The sequence below is a fragment of the Pseudomonas sp. GW821-FHT01A09 genome, from assembly GCF_058986725.1.
The window spans coordinates 1-16604 of record NZ_JBYSWB010000051.1; the positions used below are offsets into that span (position 1 = coordinate 1).

The 16604-nt window shown below is 61.2% G+C and carries 17 protein-coding genes; 9 read left to right on the forward strand and 8 right to left on the reverse strand.

Annotated features, from left to right (window positions below):
* Window positions 1-327 precede the first annotated feature (327 nt).
* On the reverse strand, window positions 328-1527 hold the full coding sequence (tyrS, locus tag AC3WJP_RS28325; protein ID WP_493724453.1) for a tyrosine--tRNA ligase: 1200 nt from the start codon (window positions 1525-1527) through the stop codon (window positions 328-330).
* A gap of 213 nt (window positions 1528-1740) precedes the next feature.
* On the opposite strand from tyrS, the gene AC3WJP_RS28330 reads away from it, so the two are divergent.
* Together AC3WJP_RS28330 and AC3WJP_RS28335 are read left to right on the forward strand one after the other, a co-directional pair.
* The gene (locus AC3WJP_RS28330; RefSeq protein WP_493724454.1) at window positions 1741-3216 is read left to right on the forward strand and encodes a peptidoglycan DD-metalloendopeptidase family protein; all 1476 of its coding nucleotides are present in this window, start codon (window positions 1741-1743) and stop codon (window positions 3214-3216) included.
* 3 nt (window positions 3217-3219) lie between these two features.
* Complete coding sequence (locus AC3WJP_RS28335; RefSeq protein ID WP_493724455.1) at window positions 3220-4311, forward strand: anhydro-N-acetylmuramic acid kinase; 1092 nt, start codon at window positions 3220-3222, stop codon at window positions 4309-4311.
* 73 nt (window positions 4312-4384) lie between these two features.
* Here the strand turns inward: AC3WJP_RS28335 and erpA are convergent, their stop codons facing one another.
* Both erpA and argC read right to left on the reverse strand, forming a co-directional pair.
* Window positions 4385-4735 (reverse strand): iron-sulfur cluster insertion protein ErpA, encoded by a 351-nt coding sequence (gene erpA / locus AC3WJP_RS28340; RefSeq protein ID WP_493724456.1) that lies wholly within the window; start codon window positions 4733-4735, stop codon window positions 4385-4387.
* 152 nt (window positions 4736-4887) lie between these two features.
* Window positions 4888-5922 carry an N-acetyl-gamma-glutamyl-phosphate reductase gene (gene argC / locus AC3WJP_RS28345; protein WP_493724457.1) on the reverse strand — a complete coding sequence of 345 codons (1035 nt, stop codon included), beginning with the start codon at window positions 5920-5922 and terminating at the stop codon, window positions 4888-4890.
* Between the two features lie 139 nt (window positions 5923-6061).
* Between argC and hemJ the strand changes: the two genes are divergently transcribed.
* The 5 genes from hemJ (at window position 6062) to coq7 (ending at window position 9305) form a co-directional block, all read left to right on the forward strand.
* Window positions 6062-6487, forward strand: a complete 426-nt coding sequence (gene hemJ, locus AC3WJP_RS28350; RefSeq protein WP_493724458.1) for a protoporphyrinogen oxidase HemJ — start codon at window positions 6062-6064, stop codon at window positions 6485-6487.
* A 27-nt stretch (window positions 6488-6514) separates the two neighbouring features.
* On the forward strand, window positions 6515-7297 hold the full coding sequence (locus AC3WJP_RS28355) for a DUF805 domain-containing protein (RefSeq protein WP_493724459.1): 783 nt from the start codon (window positions 6515-6517) through the stop codon (window positions 7295-7297).
* 120 nt (window positions 7298-7417) lie between these two features.
* On the forward strand, window positions 7418-8191 hold the full coding sequence (locus tag AC3WJP_RS28360; protein ID WP_493724460.1) for an SDR family NAD(P)-dependent oxidoreductase: 774 nt from the start codon (window positions 7418-7420) through the stop codon (window positions 8189-8191).
* 70 nt (window positions 8192-8261) lie between these two features.
* Complete coding sequence (locus AC3WJP_RS28365; RefSeq protein ID WP_493724461.1) at window positions 8262-8600, forward strand: histidine triad nucleotide-binding protein; 339 nt, start codon at window positions 8262-8264, stop codon at window positions 8598-8600.
* A gap of 57 nt (window positions 8601-8657) precedes the next feature.
* Window positions 8658-9305: a 2-polyprenyl-3-methyl-6-methoxy-1,4-benzoquinone monooxygenase gene (coq7, locus tag AC3WJP_RS28370; protein ID WP_493724462.1), complete on the forward strand. Its 648-nt coding sequence runs from the start codon at window positions 8658-8660 to the stop codon at window positions 9303-9305.
* Between the two features lie 192 nt (window positions 9306-9497).
* On the opposite strand, the gene AC3WJP_RS28375 is transcribed toward coq7, so the two are convergent.
* Window positions 9498-9923 (reverse strand): OsmC family protein, encoded by a 426-nt coding sequence (locus AC3WJP_RS28375; RefSeq protein WP_493724463.1) that lies wholly within the window; start codon window positions 9921-9923, stop codon window positions 9498-9500.
* Between the two features lie 215 nt (window positions 9924-10138).
* Here AC3WJP_RS28375 and crp point away from each other — a divergent pair, with 215 nt between their 5' ends.
* Window positions 10139-10780, forward strand: a complete 642-nt coding sequence (gene crp, locus AC3WJP_RS28380) for a cAMP-activated global transcriptional regulator CRP (protein ID WP_493724464.1) — start codon at window positions 10139-10141, stop codon at window positions 10778-10780.
* On the opposite strand, the gene AC3WJP_RS28385 is transcribed toward crp, so the two are convergent.
* The 4 genes from AC3WJP_RS28385 to AC3WJP_RS28400 form a co-directional block, all read right to left on the reverse strand.
* Window positions 10777-11481, reverse strand: coding sequence for a lipoate--protein ligase family protein (locus AC3WJP_RS28385; RefSeq protein ID WP_493724465.1), 705 nt, complete (start codon window positions 11479-11481; stop codon window positions 10777-10779). The two genes, crp and AC3WJP_RS28385, sit on opposite strands and share 4 nt — an antisense overlap.
* Before the next feature lie 99 nt (window positions 11482-11580).
* Window positions 11581-12417, reverse strand: coding sequence for an indole-3-glycerol phosphate synthase TrpC (gene trpC / locus AC3WJP_RS28390; RefSeq protein ID WP_493724466.1), 837 nt, complete (start codon window positions 12415-12417; stop codon window positions 11581-11583).
* Window positions 12414-13463 carry an anthranilate phosphoribosyltransferase gene (trpD, locus tag AC3WJP_RS28395; RefSeq protein ID WP_493724467.1) on the reverse strand — a complete coding sequence of 350 codons (1050 nt, stop codon included), beginning with the start codon at window positions 13461-13463 and terminating at the stop codon, window positions 12414-12416. Before trpD ends, trpC begins: the two co-directional genes overlap by 4 nt.
* A gap of 9 nt (window positions 13464-13472) precedes the next feature.
* Entirely contained in the window at window positions 13473-14072 is a 600-nt protein-coding gene (locus AC3WJP_RS28400) for an aminodeoxychorismate/anthranilate synthase component II (RefSeq protein ID WP_493724468.1), read from the reverse strand.
* Between the two features lie 589 nt (window positions 14073-14661).
* Between AC3WJP_RS28400 and AC3WJP_RS28405 the strand changes: the two genes are divergently transcribed.
* Window positions 14662-16518, forward strand: a complete 1857-nt coding sequence (locus AC3WJP_RS28405; RefSeq protein ID WP_493724469.1) for an autotransporter domain-containing protein — start codon at window positions 14662-14664, stop codon at window positions 16516-16518.
* The last annotated feature ends 86 nt before the right edge of the window (window positions 16519-16604 follow it).

A 16604-nucleotide genomic window follows, 5' to 3' on the forward strand; every position in this document is an offset into this window, starting at 1 on the left:
AGCGGTGGGTTGATTCTTTCGTCTCAACCGAGGCGCGCATTCTACGCCAGCCTCACATTTTGTCAAGCGTTTATTTTCAGTTGTTTTCGTTAGAAACTTGAACAACTTCAACCACTTGACTCGCTTCGATCTCTCGTTAGCGGGAGGCGAATTCTACAGCGTTTCAAACTGCTGTCAACCACCTTTTTGACCGCTTTCGATTTGTTTCACCGAAGCCCAGCCTCGCTATCTGAAACTTGTAACTCGTTGATTAACAAGGAGTTTCAAGTTCCGACTGCGCCGGAAGTGGGGCGAATTATAGAGAGATATAATTCGCCGTCAACCCCTTTATTCGGATTTAAGCGAAACCCGTGCAAAGGCCTTCTTGCCGGCCTGGCACACATGGGTCGCGCCCAAGGCGAAGACAAAGCCGCGATCGACTACTTCACCATCTACACGTACACCACCGGAGGCCAGCAGATCGCGAGCCACCGCGGCGTTTTTCACCAAACCAGCCTTATTAAGGATAGCCGCGATCGGCATCGCCTCGGCCGCTGTCAGTTCGACTTCCGGCAAATCCTCCGGCAGCTCGCCTTCCTTCATACGGTTACCCGCAGCGCGATGTGCGTTGGCTGCCGCTTCCTCGCCATGGAAACGCGCGACGATCTCTTCCGCCAGCTTGATCTTGATGTCACGGGGATTCGCGCCCGCTTCGACGTCAGTCTTGAACTGATCGATCTCATCCATCGAGCGAAAGCTCAACAGTTCGAAGTAGCGCCACATCAGCGGATCGGGGATCGACACCAGCTTGCTGTACATCGAGCCCGGCGCTTCCTGGATGCCGACATAGTTGTTCAGCGACTTGGACATCTTCTTCACCCCGTCCAGGCCTTCGAGCAGCGGCATGGTCAGGATGTTCTGCGCTTCCTGGCCGTAGGCGCGCTGTAGCTCGCGGCCCATCAACAGGTTGAATTTCTGATCGGTACCGCCGAGCTCGACGTCGGCACGCAAGGCCACCGAGTCGTAACCTTGCACCAACGGATAGAGAAACTCGTGAATGGCGATCGACTGGTTGGCCTTGTAGCGCTTGTCGAAATCGTCACGCTCTAGCATCCGCGCCACGGTGTACTGCGAAGCCAGGCGGATGAAGTCGGCAGGCGAAAGCTTGTCCATCCAGGTGGAGTTGAACGCCACCTCGGTCTTGGCCGGGTCGAGAATCTTGAACACTTGCGCCTTGTAGGTCTCGGCGTTCTCCAACACTTGCTCGCGAGTCAGAGGCGGGCGCGTGGCGCTCTTGCCGCTCGGGTCGCCAATCAGCCCGGTGAAATCCCCTATAAGGAAGATCACGTGATGCCCCAGCTCCTGGAACTGGCGCAGCTTGTTGATCAACACCGTGTGCCCCAGGTGCAGATCGGGTGCCGTCGGGTCGAAACCAGCCTTGATCCGCAGCGGCTGCCCACGCTTGAGCTTTTCCACCAGCTCGGACTCGACCAACAACTCTTCAGCACCGCGCTTGATCAGCGCCAGCTGCTCTTCAACCGACTTCATAAAAGTGACCTACAGGGCTCAGATTCAAAGGGCTCAACCATACAAGATCACGCATCAAATACAAGGTACGACCCGCCATGTGACCTGATAAGTGTTGCAGAACGTCTGCGCGCTTGCTTCGATGAGGATTTGGTTATATTTTATACAGTTATTTCATCTTCATCATGTCATTCATCTTTTCCAATTCATCTTTTTTCAAAGTCAAAACTACCTATGATCGAGACACCGCCTAAAGCGCCCCCGCTTTATCCGAAGAGCCATCTATTGGCCGCAAGCGGCATCGCCGCCCTCCTCAGCCTGGCCCTGCTGGTATTTCCCTCCAGCGAAGTAGAAGCCAAGAAAACCTCGATGGCCATCGACCTCGAGTCCCCGGCTGACCAACTCAGGAAAGAACAGGACAGCCCGGCTTCCGATGCCGGCGACACCGAAGACAGCACCGATTCGCCGTTCGCCAAGATCAACCAGAATGGCGACGATCAGGATACCGCCGACAACGGCGATGACGCCGACGACCAGGCCGATGCAGACGACGCCGCTGCCAGCGCGAAAGCCAAGACCGCCGCCGCCACTCCAACCGCCGCGCCTGGCTCGGTGCACAAACAAGTGGTCGTGGCCAAGGGCGATACACTCTCGACCCTGTTCCAGAAGGTCGGGCTCCCCGCCTCCGCCGTGGCCGAAGTCATGGCCAGCGACAAGCAGGCCAGTCAGTTCAGCAAGCTGCGCCACGGCCAGATGCTGGAGTTCGAATTGTCCGCCGATGGCCAGTTGCAGAGCCTGCACAGCAAGCTCAGCGACCTTGAAACCATCCGCTTGAACCGCGCCGCCACGGGTTTCGCCTTCGAGCGTGAAACCAACAAGCCGGTCATGCGCGAGGCTTATGCCCACGGCGTCATCACCAGCAATCTGTCGGTCGCGGCGCAACGCGCGGGCCTGTCGCACAAGCAGGTCACTGACCTTGCCGGCATCTTCGGCTACGACATCGACTTCGCCCAGGACATCCGTCACGGCGACGAATTCGAGGTCATCTACGAGCAGCGCGTGCTCAAAGGCAATGTCATCGGCACCGGCAACATCCTGTCCGCGCGTTTCGTTTCCCGCGGCAAGACCTACACCGCCGTGCGCTACACCAGCAAACAAGGCACCACCAACTATTACACCGCGTCAGGTGACAGCATGCGCAAAGCGTTCGTGCGTTCGCCCGTGGACTTCGCGCGTATCAGCTCGCGATTCTCGGGCGGGCGCAAGCACCCGATCCTCAACAAGATCCGCGCGCACCAAGGCGTCGATTATGCTGCGCCACGGGGCACCCCGATCAAGGCCACCGGCGACGGCAAGATCTTCATGGCGGGGCGCAAGGGCGGCTACGGCAACGTGGTGATCATCCAGCACGGCAAGACCTACCGCACCCTGTATGGGCACATGCAAGGTTTCGCCAAGGGCATCCGCGCTGGCGTCCTCGTGCGCCAGGGCCAGGTAATCGGCTATATCGGCACCACCGGGCTGTCCACCGGCCCTCACGTGCACTACGAGTTCCAGGTCAATGGCGTGCATGTCGACCCGCTGGGGCAAAAGCTGCCGATGGCCGACCCGATCGCCAAGGCCGAGCGAGCCCGTTTCATGCAGCAAAGCCAACCCCTGATGGCCCGCATGGAGCAGGAAAAAGCTACCATGCTGGCCTCGAAGCGCTAAGCCATGGCGCTTTATATCGGCCTCATGTCCGGCACCAGTCTCGATGGCCTGGACATCGCGTTGATCGAGCAGGAGCAGGCCACGCGTCTGCGCGCCAGCCACTATGTGCCGATGCCCGATGACCTGCGCCGCGCGCTGCTGGCCCTGTGCAGCAGTGGCCCGGACGAAATCGCCCGTGCCGCGCTGGCGGAAAACCAGTGGGTACGGCTGGCGGCGGACGGTATCGCGCAACTGCTGCAGGATCAGAAAATCGACGCCTCGGCGATAAGAGCGATCGGCAGCCACGGCCAAACCGTCCGCCATGAACCCGCCCGCGGCTTCACCTTGCAGATCGGCAATCCGGCGCTGCTGGCCGAGCTCACCGGCATCAGCGTGGTCAGTGACTTTCGTCGCCGCGATGTCGCCGCAGGCGGCCAGGGCGCGCCCTTGGTTCCGGCCTTCCACGAGGCCCTGTTCGGCGGCCATGGGCAGCGCCTGGCAGTGCTCAATATCGGCGGCTTCAGCAATCTCAGCCTGATCGAAGCCAACCAGCCCGTCGCCGGATTCGACTGCGGCCCCGGCAATGTGCTGCTCGATGCGTGGATTCAGGCCTGCAAGGGCGACAGCTACGACATGGACGGCGCCTGGGCAGCCAGCGGTCAGTTGAATCCGCTGCTGTTGATGACACTGCTGAGCGATGGTTTCTTCGCCGGTACCGGCCCCAAGAGCACCGGCCGGGAGGTCTTCAACCTGACCTGGCTGCAGCAACAACTGGCGACATTGCCGCCCTGCCCAGAAGCGGATGTACAGGCGACGCTGCTGGAGCTGACCGCGCGCACTATCGTCGACTCGCTGAAAAAAGCGCAACCGACCACCGAAGCGCTGCTGGTCTGCGGTGGCGGTGCGCACAACAAGGCGCTGATGAGCCGCATCGCGGCGCTGCTGCCCAATACGGTGGTCGACAGCACCGCAGCCAAGGGCGTTGATCCGGATTGGGTCGAGGCCACCGCTTTCGCCTGGCTGGCCCATTGCTGCCTGGAGAGCATTCCAGGCAATCGGCCCAGCGTCACCGGCGCCAAAGGCCTGCGCGTTCTGGGCGCGATCTATCCCGCCTGAACGTCATCAAAGTAAACGCCAGACAGCAAAACGCCGCGCAGATGCGCGGCGTTTTGCATTGCCCTGGATGAAATCAGATCGAAAACGACTGACCGCAACCGCAGGTGGTGGACGCGTTCGGGTTGTTGATCACGAAACGCGAACCTTCAAGACCCTCCTGGTAGTCCACTTCCGCACCCGCCAGGTACTGGAAGCTCATCGGATCGACCACCAGGCTGACGCCTTCGCGCTCGACGATGGTGTCGTCGTCGGCGACGTCCTCATCGAAGGTAAAACCGTATTGGAAGCCCGAACAGCCACCGCCGGTCACGAACACGCGCAACTTCAGGCGCTCGTTACCCTCTTCGTCGACCAGATTCTTGACCTTGTTCGCAGCGCCGTAGGTGAACTGCAAAGCCGTGGGGGTAAAGGTTTCGACGCTCATGCTGACTCTCTCCCGGCACTAGGCCGTCATAATGCGTAATGGCGCCATTATCCGCTTCTCCGACAAAATTGGTCAACAATTGTGCTAAGCAGCGTGATGAGAGGCGATGAGCACCATAATCGGGGGCAAGCCCCCTCGCTACATCGGCTGCGTTACGGCAGCATGCCCGCGTGGGAAAGACCAAGGCGCTCATCCAGGCCGAACAGAATGTTCAGGCACTGCACGGCCTGACCGGAGGCGCCTTTGGTGAGGTTGTCGATGACCGACAGTACGACCACCAGGTCGCCACCCTGAGGACGGTGCACGGCGATACGGCAGACGTTGGCACCGCGCACGCTGCGGGTTTCCGGGTGGCTGCCAGCGGGCATGACGTCGACGAACGGCTCGTCGGCGTAGCGTTTTTCGAACAGTGCCTGCAGGTCTACCGAACGATCGGTAACCGTGGCGTACAGCGTCGAGTGAATACCGCGGATCATCGGCGTCAGGTGCGGCACGAATGTCAGGTTGACCTCACCGCCAGCCGCGCGACGCAGGCCTTGAGTGATCTCGGGCAGATGCCGGTGACCTTTAACGGAATAGGCCTTCATGCTTTCGCCGGCTTCACAGAGCAGCGAGCCCACCGCCGCACCACGGCCTGCACCGCTGACGCCGGACTTGCAGTCGGCGATCAGACGGCTGTTATCGGCCAGGCCTGCTTCGAGCAACGGCAGGAAACCCAGCTGGGTCGCGGTCGGATAGCAACCCGGGACCGCGATCAGGCGTGCCTTGCCGATGGCTTCGCGATTGACCTCCGGCAGGCCGTAGACCGCCTCCTTGAGCAATTCCGGCGCACCATGGGGCTGGCCATACCATTTGGACCATTCGTCGGCGTCCTGCAGACGGAAGTCAGCCGACAGGTCGATCACTTTGGTGCCGGCCTCGAGCAGTTCACCGGCCAGCGAATGGGCGACGCCATGGGGGGTGGCGAAGAACACCACGTCACAGGCGCCCAGCGTCTGCACGTCCGGCACAGTGAACGCCAGGCCGTCGTAGTGGCCACGCAGGTTGGGGTAAAGGTCGGCGACGGGCAGGCCGGCTTCCGATCGCGAGGTGATCACGACCACTTCAGCCTGTGGATGCTGCGCCAGCAGACGCAGCAGTTCGACGCCGGTGTAACCCGTGCCGCCGACGATACCGACCTTGACCATATAACCGCCCCTCACTTAACGAACCAACTGGAAAGCCCCCGATGATAGAAGGCAAATCTTTCAGTAACAACCGTTCTGGTGACGGATTACCCCCTCTGCCACTACTATCGGATCACCGTGAACCTGGAATTTATTAGAAATGCTCTATTTATGGATCAAAGCCCTGCACATCGTCAGTCTCATCTGCTGGTTTGCCGCACTGTTCTACCTGCCGCGCCTGTTCGTCTATCACGCGCAGAGCGAAGACACCGTCAGCCGCGAGCGCTTCATCATCATGGAGCGCAAGCTCTACCGTGGCATCATGGGCCCCTCGATGATCGCCACGCTGGTGTTCGGCATCTGGCTCATCTACCTCAACCCTGGCTGGCTGCATCAGGGCTGGTTGCACGCCAAGCTGTTGCTGGTCTTCCTGTTGATCGGCTACCACCATATGTGCGGCGCCCAGCTCAAGCGTTTTGCCCGGGGTGAAAACACCCGCAGTCACAAGTTCTATCGCTGGTTCAACGAAGTGCCTGTGGTGTTCCTGCTGTTGATCGTCATCCTGGTCGTCGTCAAACCCTTCTGATCCCTTTTCCTCAACAAGGACGTCGTAATGGCCGTACCGCAGTACAAGATCACTTTTGACGGGCAACTGTTGCCTGGTACCGACAAACCCACCGCGGTACGCAACCTGGCGACGTTGTTCGAGGCCAGCGAAGAAGCGGTCGAGCGTCTGTTCGAAGGCCGCAAGCTGGCGCTCAAGCGTCACTTGCTGCTCGAAGATACGCACAAGTTCGTGCCGATGCTGGAGAAGGCCGGGATTCAGACTCAGCTGGAAGACGACACGCCGTTCGACCCTGCCCGAGCCGAAACCTTGGCCGGTGGTGCGACTTATGATGATGTGGAGTATTCGCCTTGGACGGCGCCCAAGTCAGATCAGGATGAGTATGTTGCGGACCAGCCCACTCGCGGGTTCTTTTCTCTCAGGGGGCGGCTGGGCAGAGTCAACTTCGCGGCCTGGTCGGCGTTGATTGCGATAGTGGCGGGCTTTGCCGCAACGAGCTTGCTGCCCAAACTCGGATTGGTCGTGGGCTCGCCGTTCGCCTCCCTGATCATCTCGGTCGGCTATATCGCGGCTACGCTGAAAATCAGCGTAAAACGCCTGCAGGACATTGGCTGGTCCGGCTGGCTGATTCTATTGTCGATGATACCTGTCGTGGGCTACGTCATCGGGCTGCTCCTGCTGTTCATGCCGGGTACCCGAGGGCAGAACAGGTATGGCCCGCAGCCAGCTCCTGCCCCTTTGCTGGTCAAGCTGTTCGTCGGTTTCGCTGCGTTTTGTGCAATTTTCACCATTGCCACGCTGATCTGGTACTTCATTTCGCTGCGCTCCTGAGCCTCGCGCAACGCGGCGCCTCGCTTAGGATCGGCACGAGCCGTCGAGCACGGTAGACTGTCGATCTTGATACGCCTGTGCGCTCCATCCCCGATCGCACAGGGCCGCACGGAGAACTGCATGACCCGTTACACCCTGATCACCGGCGCTTCCAGTGGCCTGGGCCTGGCATTGGCTGAAGCCCTGGCACGTCGCGGTCGCCATTTGCTGCTGGTAGCTCGCCAGCGTGAACCGCTGGAGGCCATCGCGCTGGAGCTGACCCAGCGCTTTGGCGTCGAGGTGCTGTTTCGCGCCTGCGACCTGGGCGAGCCGTTGCGACTCTCGGGCTTTTTGCTGGAGCTCGAAGAAAGCGACCGACGCATCGATCTGCTGATCAACTGCGCCGGCATTCGCTCCTACGGCCCCTTCCTGGCCCAGGACTGGGGCGTCGAACAGGACCTCATCGAACTCAACGTGCTGGCCCTGACGCGCCTGTGCCATGTGCTGGGTAACGCCATGGCGGTGCAAGGCGGCGGGCAGATACTCAACGTCGCTTCCCTGGCCGCGTTCCAGCCGGGCCCGTGGATGGCCAGTTACAGCGCCAGCAAGGCCTACGTACTGCATTTATCCGAGGCGCTGCGCGAAGAACTCAAGCGCAGCGGCGTCAAGGTCTCGGTACTGTGTCCCGGCCCAGTGCGTTCGCCCTTGCGGGATATCCCCCGTCTGGCAGGCTCCAGCCGTGTGCCAAGCCCGGAAGAAGTGGCGCTCTACACCGTTCGCGCGCTGGATCGCAATCGCGCGATCATCATCCCCGGCCAGCGCAATCGCTGGCTGGTGCGCTCCGTGCGCTGGGCATCTCGCTGGCTGGTGCGCAAGATCAGTGGCTACATCAATACTGCCTACTGCCCGCGCTGATACACTGCAGTATTCGCACAGTTGCCCGCCCGACAGGATCGGGCCGAATTTTCAGCCTGGAGAAACCGCTGTGGAAACTCTGTTCACCAAGATCATCAACCGGGAGATCCCGGCCAAGATCATCTATGAGGACGATCAGGTCCTGGCCTTCCACGACATTGCACCGCAAGCCCCAGTGCATTTTCTGGTGATTCCGAAAAAGGCCATCCGCACCCTCAACGACCTGACCGAAGAAGACAAGGGCCTGGCCGGGCATATCCTGCTGACCGCCCAGCGCCTGGCGCTCGAGCTGGGCTGCGAGGAAGGCTTTCGCGTGGTGATGAACTGCAATGAACTCGGCGGCCAGACCGTCTATCACATTCATATGCACGTGCTCGGGCAGCGCCAGATGACCTGGCCACCGGGTTGATCGCCTATCGAGACCACGCTAAAGCAATCTGCTGACCCTTTCTATTCGGAGGAGCCAATGGCTACCGAACGCCAATACTCGCCCATCGACCGCCTGCTGCTGCAGGCCGATACCGCCATGCGCACCTTGCTGCCCTTCAGTGGCCAGCCGTCGCGGCCATCGCCCGCCATCGTCAAGCCAGACGCGACCCTGGACGAGACCGAGTCCCGCCACATCGCCGGCCTGATGCGCATCAACCACACTGGCGAAGTCTGCGCTCAAGCGCTGTATCAGGGCCAGGCGCTCACCGCCAAGCTGCCCCAGGTACGCAAGGCAATGGAGCATTCGGCTGAAGAAGAAGTCGATCACCTGGCTTGGTGCGAGCAACGCATCCGCCAGTTGGGGAGTCACCCCAGCGTACTGAATCCGCTGTTCTACGGGATGTCGTTCGGTATCGGTGCCGCAGCAGGATTGATCAGCGACAAGATCAGCCTGGGGTTCGTCGCCGCCACTGAGCATCAGGTGTGCAAGCACCTGGACGAGCATCTGCAAGAGCTGCCCGATGCCGATCAAAAATCCCGAGCGATTCTTGAGCAGATGCGCCTCGATGAGGCCGAGCATGCCGAAACGGCGTTGGGTGCCGGTGGTGCGCGCTTCCCGGCGCCGATCAAGCTGGGCATGAGCCTGCTGGCCAAGGTGATGACCAAGACCACTTATCGGGTCTGATTATGGATTAGCAATGCCGGCCCCATCGCGGGCAAGCCTGGCTCCCACACGTACACCTGTGGGAGCACAGCTTGCTGGCGAAGGGGCCGGCACGGTTTGCGCAAGACCATATAATCTCCCACAGGCTGTAGGAGTCGGGCTCTGCCCGCGAAGGGGCCTTCAAGCACACCCTCATCGACCGGGCGAACCCCCTTACTCACCCAACTCGACGATTTCATAATCGTGAGTAATCTCCACCCCCGCCGCACCGAGCATGATCGAAGCCGAGCAGTACTTCTCGGCCGACAACTCTACCGCCCGCTTGACCTGCGCTTCCTTCAGACCACGGCCTTTGACCACGAAGTGCATGGTGATCTTGGTGAACACCTTTGGGTCCACTGGCGCGCGCTCGGCATCGAGGAACACTTCGCAGCTTTCGATCGGCTGACGGGATTTTCTCAGGATACTGACTACGTCGAAGTTGCTGCAGCCGCCCAGGCCGATCAGCAGCATCTCCATGGGCCTTACACCCAGGTTGCGGCCGCCGCTTTCCGGCGGACCGTCCATCACGACTACATGACCGCTTCCCGATTCGCCCAGAAACATGGCTTCACCGGCCCACTGGATACGCGCTTTCATCACCCGGACTCCACTGTTGAAAAAAATGGCGGCCAGCTTAGCACAGGCCCCGATTTACGCTGTCTGTGTTGCATGGCGCTGGCCGCGAGAAAGACTTCATGTCGAAGCGGTAAATATGAGGATACAAATATTCATGTCTGATAAGCTGACGCCAAATTGATGGCACTTTAGTACCTACTCATTCGGCGCGTCCCTTTCGAATCCGGAATATCCCTATGGCAGTCGCTTCCGTGGTCAAGATCCAGAATATCGAGAATTTGCTGACTCATTGCCATCGCCGGCGCTTTGCTGCCAAGAGCAATATCATTTGCGCGGGTGAGCAGTCGCAAACACTGTCGTTTATCGTCAGAGGCTCGGTGACCATTCTGATCGAGGATGACGATGGCCGCGAGATGATCATCGCCTACCTCAACCCGGGGGACTTCTTCGGTGAACTGGGCTTGTTCGAACCGGCCGAAGCCGAACGCGAACGCAGCGCCTGGGTACGCGCCAAGACCGAGTGCGAAGTGGCGGAGTTGAGCTACGAAAAATTCCGTGAGCTGGCCGATGAGAACCCTGACTATCTGTATGCACTCGGCAGCCAGATGGCGCAACGCTTGCGCAACACCACTCGTAAAGTGGGCGATCTGGCGTTTTTCGATGTCACCGGCCGCGTCGCCCGTTGCCTGCTGGAGCTGTGCAAGCAACCCGACGCCATGACTCACCCCGACGGCATGCAAATCAAGATCACCCGCCAGGAGATTGGCCGGATCGTCGGTTGCTCGCGGGAAATGGTCGGGCGGGTACTCAAAGATCTCGAAGAACAGAATCTGGTCAGCGTCAAAGGCAAGACCATGGTGGTGTTCGGCACCCGTTAGCCTTTGCGGGCGATCTCGTCGAGAATGCTGCGATAGGCTCCACTCAATACTGTAAACACCTCTTCGGCGGCAAATCGCTCGTGCAAGGCGATATGGCTGTCGGCCCGGCAGACCTGCGGCACGCCGCAGCGTCGATTGAAACGATTGACGGCGCCGACCATGGATTCGCGCTCGTTATCCATGAGCATGGCCCCGTGCACCAGCACCACCGGCCGCGTACCACCGAGCCCCTGGCGCCAGCGCTGCGCCGTGCCCACCCATTTGCGCCCCTCGAGATTGACATTGAAGCGCCCGTCGCAAAACGCGCCTTCGATTTCGCCCAGCGATGCTTCACCGCCATAGGCCTCGAGCACCGCGCAGAGTGGATCGCACAAGCGCCGATAGGCGATTTCCAGACGATTCTGGTCACCTTCGCTACGAGGGGCAGCATAGACCAGCGCCACATTGACCGTTGCCGGCGATTGCGGCACCGGCTCGCCGCCGGTTTCGCGCAGCAATACTGGCCAGCCGGAAGCAGCCAGCTCGGTACAGGCGCTGTCGAAATTTTCGAGACGGTTCATGCGCCGCGGCATCACCAGCGCATGATCGGTAGGTTGCCAGAACAGCAGACCATGGGGCTCGTGGCCAGCGCACACAGCGGCCAGCAGATCCTGCTCGGCCTGCAGGCCGGCGGCGGTAGTGAGGCGTTGCACAGTGTCCATGCCGTAACCCTGTAGCGAAGGGGCTTGCCCCCGATTCGGTAAACCTGATGCGCCGCAATGCAGGGGCATTTTTCGGGGCCTAGCCCCCTCGCTACGGGGTCAGTCCAGTGTCGGTACGCTGTTCTGGATGGTTCGTTCAGGAAAGAACAAGCGCTGCAACTCCTGCCCAGGGCTCTCTGCACGCATGAACGCTTCGCCGACCAGGAACGCGTACACATCGCTGATTTCCATCAACTCGACATCGGCACGGTTGAGAATGCCGCTTTCGGTCACCACCAGACGATCGCGCGGAATCCGCGGCAGCAGGTCCAGGGTGTTTTCCAGGCTGACTTCAAAGGTGTGCAGGTTACGATTGTTGATGCCCAGCAGTGGCGTATCGAGAACTTTCAGGGCCCGATCCAACTCGTGGCCGTCATGCACTTCTACCAGCACATCCAGGCCAACGCCCTTGGCGACGCTGGCAAGCTCGGCCATCTTCACGTCATCCAGCGCGGCGACGATCAGCAAGATGCAGTCAGCGCCCAACGCCCGTGCCTCGACCACCTGATAGGGGTCGATCATGAAGTCCTTGCGGATCACCGGCAATGTGCAGGCCGCGCGCGCTTGCTGCAGGTAGGCATCCGCGCCCTGGAAGTAATCGATATCGGTGAGCACCGACAGGCAGGTCGCCCCGCCCTTTTGATAACTGCGAGCGATATCCGCCGGCACGAAGTTCTCGCGGATCACGCCCTTGCTCGGCGAAGCCTTCTTGATTTCGGCAATCACCGCCGGCTGCTTGCGCTTGGCCTGTTCGATCAACGCCTTGGCGAAACCCCGTGGCGCATCAGCCTGGGTGGCCAGGCGCTCGACTTCGGCGAAGCTCACCCGAGCCAGACGCTCGGCAACTTCTTCGGCCTTGCGCGCCAGAATGTTTTCCAGAACCGTCGGTACACTCATCCTTCGTTCTCCTGCTTGAATACCGCGGTAAAGGCGCCCAGTTCGTCGAGTTTTTCCCGGGCCAGGCCGGTGTGCAACGCATCATGGGCCAAGGCCACGCCTTCTTTCAGCGACGAGGCGTGATCGGCAGCATACAAGGCCGCGCCAGCATTGAGTACGATCATCTCGGCGGCTTTTTGCCCGTTCTCGGTCTTGCGTTTGCCCAGGGCATCGCGAATCAGCTCCAGCGATTGCGCCGGGCTGTCCACCACCAGACCATAGAGGCTCTGGCTCTTGATGCCCAGGTCTTCAGGCTGCACGGTGTATTCGGTCACCACGCCGTTGTTGAGTTCCGCGACATGGGTGGCGGCGGCCAGGCTGAACTCGTCCATGCCGTCCTTGGAATGCACCACCAGCACGTGCTTGCTGCCCAGGCGCGACAGCACCTCGGCCAGCGGCCGGCACAGGGCCTCGCTGAACACGCCGACCACCTGATGCTCCACGCCCGCAGGGTTGGTCAGCGGGCCGAGCATGTTGAAGATGGTGCGCAGGCCAAGTTCCTTGCGCGGCCCGGCGGCGTGCTTCATGGCGCCGTGGTGGGCCTGGGCGAACATGAAGCCGATACCGACGCTGTCGATGCAGCGCGCCACTTGTATCGGTGTCAGGTTCAGGTAGACCCCGGCCGCTTCGAGCAAGTCGGCACTGCCACTCTTGCCCGACACTGCGCGATTGCCGTGCTTGGCCACGGTGCAGCCGGCCGCCGCGACGACGAATGCCGAGGCGGTGGAGACGTTGAAGATATTGGCGCCATCGCCGCCGGTACCGACGATGTCCACTACCCCGGCAAGGCTCTTGAGCTCGACTTTGCCGGCCAGCTCGCGCATGACCGATACCGCGCCGACGATCTCGTCGATGCTCTCGCTCTTCATGCGCAAGCCCATGAGGAAGGCGCCGATCTGCGCGTCAGTGCACCGACCGGTCATGATTTCGCGCATCACGTCGCGCATTTCATCGGTGGTCAGGTCAAGGTTGCTGACCACGCGGTTCAAGGCTGTTTTGATATCCATGTTGATTCCTTAGCCCTGACGGACGCCGCCGGTCTGCTTGAGAAAGTTGGCGAACAACTCGTGCCCCTGCTCGGTGAGGATCGACTCGGGGTGGAACTGCACGCCCTCGACGTTGAGGGTTTTGTGGCGCAGGCCCATGATTTCGTCGACGCTGCCGTCGGCGTGCTGGGTCCAGGCGGTCACTTCCAGGCAATCGGGCAGCGTCTCGTGCTTGACCACCAGCGAGTGGTAGCGCGTCACGGTGAGCGGATTATTGAGGCCGGCGAACACGCCCTGGTCACGATGGAACACCGGGCTGGTCTTGCCGTGCATCACTTGCCGGGCACGCACCACATCACCGCCGTAGGCCTGGCCGATGGACTGATGGCCCAGGCACACGCCAAGGATCGGCAGCTTGCCAGCGAAATGCAGGATGGCCGGGATCGAGATGCCCGCCTCGGTCGGCGTGCACGGGCCCGGCGATACGACGATACGCTCAGGCGCCATGGCTTCGATATCGGCCAGCGTCAGTTCGTCGTTGCGGACCACCTTGACCTCGGCGCCCAGCTCTCCCAGGTACTGCACGACGTTGTAAGTGAAAGAGTCGTAGTTATCGATCATCAAAAGCATGTTGCACCCAACCTACTGATGTTATGAGCGTTCGAGCGCGACATGGGCACTCGACGTGCGTCTGCATTAATCCAAAAACCGGACATGAGTGCTTCACGCCAGGAGCTGTGCGCCGGCGGTGGGCAGAAAAGAGGGTGTATCGCTGGCATCGGGCAATCTCCTGAGGGTTGGAGCCGCCGTGCCGGGGGAGTTAGCTGAAATCTGAACCTTGCTCACCCGTTACGGCGGCAAGTGCGCTTTCAAGGCGCAACGATATGCCGCTTCCTATTGGAAGCGCCACCACTGTTGAGTGAGGGTCGTTGCGTTGCACATAACGTGAAGCTACCGGTTTGTGATGAAGCGTCAGGCGGGCCTGGTACCGAACGGGCGGTATCAGAGGCTCAATTGCCGCCGAGTATAGCGTGGCGGCAGCGAGCCTGTCGATACGGGATACGCCCCTTGCGCGGGGCCGTTTCGACGCTGCCAGGGCAATCTTTCCCCATCGTTTATTACCCGCTGCCCTTGCTACCTTCCGAGCGCAACACAGGAACAGCCCCGCGCTGATTTCACGGATGAGTAATGCCATAACAAGAACAACAGGACCTTTCCCATGCTCAACTCTCGCTTGTCCGCCACGAGCTGCACCCTCGCTCTTGCCCTTGCCTGTTCGTCCGACAGCCTTGCGGCGCCTTATTCGTCTCTCCATGTGTTCGGCGACAGCCTCAGTGATGCCGGTCACTTCGCCGATCCGGATGCGCCCCCCCACAGCCGCCTGCGCTTTACCAATCGAGCCGGCCCCACCTACCTGCCCGGTGAGGCTTTCGCCCCTGTCGCGCCAATGCTGCTAGGCCGTCAACTGGGCCTTGCGCAGAGCAGCCTCGGCCCTGCGACGCACGGCGATCAACCGGCCGGCGGCAACAACCATGCGGTTGGCGGTTGGCGCACCGATCAGATTCTGCAAAGCATCACAGGCACCCCGGATGGGCCTGGCTATTTGAGTAACGGCCAGCGCGCCGATCCCCACGCCCTGTATTACCTTTCGTCCGGCGGCAACGACTTCATCCAGGGACGGGTATTGAGCCAGGCACAGGCCCAAGCGGCTGCCGATCGCCTGCTGGCCAGTGTGTCGGCCCTGCAGCAGGGCGGTGCCCGCACCATCATGGTGTGGATGCTGCCGGATCTGGGGATGACGCCGACGACTTACCCGACCGGCCTGGGCCATCTCGTCACGCCGCTGTCCGATGCCTTCAACCGCCAATTGCTCGGCGGCCTCGGCAAGATGGATGCGCAGATCATCCCGCTGAATGTTCCCGGACTGTTCGCTGAAGTACTCGCAACCCCGGAGCAGTTCGGCCTGGTGCCCGGCGATGGGGCTGTCGGAACCTGCTTCAACGGCCAGCTGTGCGATGAAAATCCTCACTATGGCATCAACAGCGCCACCCCTGACCCAAGCAAACTGTTGTTCAACGACGGCGCTCACCCCACCACCACCGGCCACCGCCTGATCGCCGATTACGCCTGGTCACTGCTCGCCGCACCGTGGGAAATTACCTTGCTACCGGAGATGGCCCACAGCAGCCTGCGCAACCATCAGGACGAACTGCGCAGCCAATGGCAAACGCCGTGGCAGGCAGTCGGTGAGTGGCAGGTGTTACTGGCGGCAAGCGATCAATCAACCCGTCATGAGGCGCAAAGCACGTCGGTGCAGGGCAAAGGCCGCGGGCAGCAATTGCTGCTTGGCACCAGCTATCGCCCGAGCGAGCACTGGCGCCTGGGCATCGCCAATGGCTTCGAGCATCAGCAACTGGAAGCCGGGAGCGTTGATTCACGCTATCGCATGGACAGCTATCTGCTCAGTGCCTTCAGCCAATACCGTGGCGACCATGCCTGGGCCGACCTGACGCTGACCGGCGCACTGACGCCCTTCGACAGCCAGCGACGCTTCGCGCTGGGCATTCAGACCCGTACCGAAGAGGGCAAAACCCAAGGCTCCGCATTTGCCGCTGGCGGGCGCCTGGGTTTTGACCTGGCGCAGCCGGACAGTGCCTGGCATCTGTCGCCGTTCGTCAGCGCCCACTATGGGCGCACGACCGTGGAGGGCTATCGGGAGAAAGGTGGTCGCACCACGGCGTTGACCTTCGCTGAACAGCAACGAAACTCCCGGCGCCTGGGTGTTGGCCTGCAAGGCACGCTGCCGTTGGGCAAGCGTCTGTCGCTACAGGGCGAGGTCAGTCATGAGCGCGAGTTCGAGAACCCGCGGCAGGCCCTGACGATCAGTCAGAACAACCTGTCAGGGCTGGATTTCACCTTGCAAGGCTATCAGGTACCCGGCCGCCAGGATCGCGCCAGCCTGGGGTTGCGGTACCAGTTGGCAGACGATTGGTCGCTGCAGACGGCGTATAGCTGGCAGCGAAGCGCGGGGGTAATGCAGCAGGGGGTTGGAGCGGGGCTGAATATAAGCTTTTGAGTTGACTCCGTGGTGAGGGGGGGGGGGGGGGGGGGGGGGGGGGGGGGGGGGGGGGGGGGGGGGGGGGGGGGGGGGGGGGGGGGAGG

Bases quoted from the DNA above. Each gene is read 5' to 3' on its own strand.
- AC3WJP_RS28360 (WP_493724460.1), top strand. From the start codon at position 7,418: ATGACCCGTTACACCCTGATCACCGGCGCTTCCAGTGGCCTGGGCCTG.
- hemJ (WP_493724458.1), top strand. From the start codon at position 6,062: ATGCTCTATTTATGGATCAAAGCCCTGCACATCGTCAGTCTCATCTGC.
- trpD (WP_493724467.1), bottom strand. From the start codon at position 13,463: ATGGATATCAAAACAGCCTTGAACCGCGTGGTCAGCAACCTTGACCTG.
- AC3WJP_RS28355 (WP_493724459.1), top strand. From the start codon at position 6,515: ATGGCCGTACCGCAGTACAAGATCACTTTTGACGGGCAACTGTTGCCT.
- AC3WJP_RS28335 (WP_493724455.1), top strand. From the start codon at position 3,220: ATGGCGCTTTATATCGGCCTCATGTCCGGCACCAGTCTCGATGGCCTG.
- crp (WP_493724464.1), top strand. From the start codon at position 10,139: ATGGCAGTCGCTTCCGTGGTCAAGATCCAGAATATCGAGAATTTGCTG.
- AC3WJP_RS28405 (WP_493724469.1), top strand. From the start codon at position 14,662: ATGCTCAACTCTCGCTTGTCCGCCACGAGCTGCACCCTCGCTCTTGCC.
- trpC (WP_493724466.1), bottom strand. From the start codon at position 12,417: ATGAGTGTACCGACGGTTCTGGAAAACATTCTGGCGCGCAAGGCCGAA.
- coq7 (WP_493724462.1), top strand. From the start codon at position 8,658: ATGGCTACCGAACGCCAATACTCGCCCATCGACCGCCTGCTGCTGCAG.
- AC3WJP_RS28400 (WP_493724468.1), bottom strand. From the start codon at position 14,072: ATGCTTTTGATGATCGATAACTACGACTCTTTCACTTACAACGTCGTG.
- AC3WJP_RS28385 (WP_493724465.1), bottom strand. From the start codon at position 11,481: ATGGACACTGTGCAACGCCTCACTACCGCCGCCGGCCTGCAGGCCGAG.
- tyrS (WP_493724453.1), bottom strand. From the start codon at position 1,527: ATGAAGTCGGTTGAAGAGCAGCTGGCGCTGATCAAGCGCGGTGCTGAA.
- AC3WJP_RS28330 (WP_493724454.1), top strand. From the start codon at position 1,741: ATGATCGAGACACCGCCTAAAGCGCCCCCGCTTTATCCGAAGAGCCAT.
- argC (WP_493724457.1), bottom strand. From the start codon at position 5,922: ATGGTCAAGGTCGGTATCGTCGGCGGCACGGGTTACACCGGCGTCGAA.
- erpA (WP_493724456.1), bottom strand. From the start codon at position 4,735: ATGAGCGTCGAAACCTTTACCCCCACGGCTTTGCAGTTCACCTACGGC.
- AC3WJP_RS28375 (WP_493724463.1), bottom strand. From the start codon at position 9,923: ATGAAAGCGCGTATCCAGTGGGCCGGTGAAGCCATGTTTCTGGGCGAA.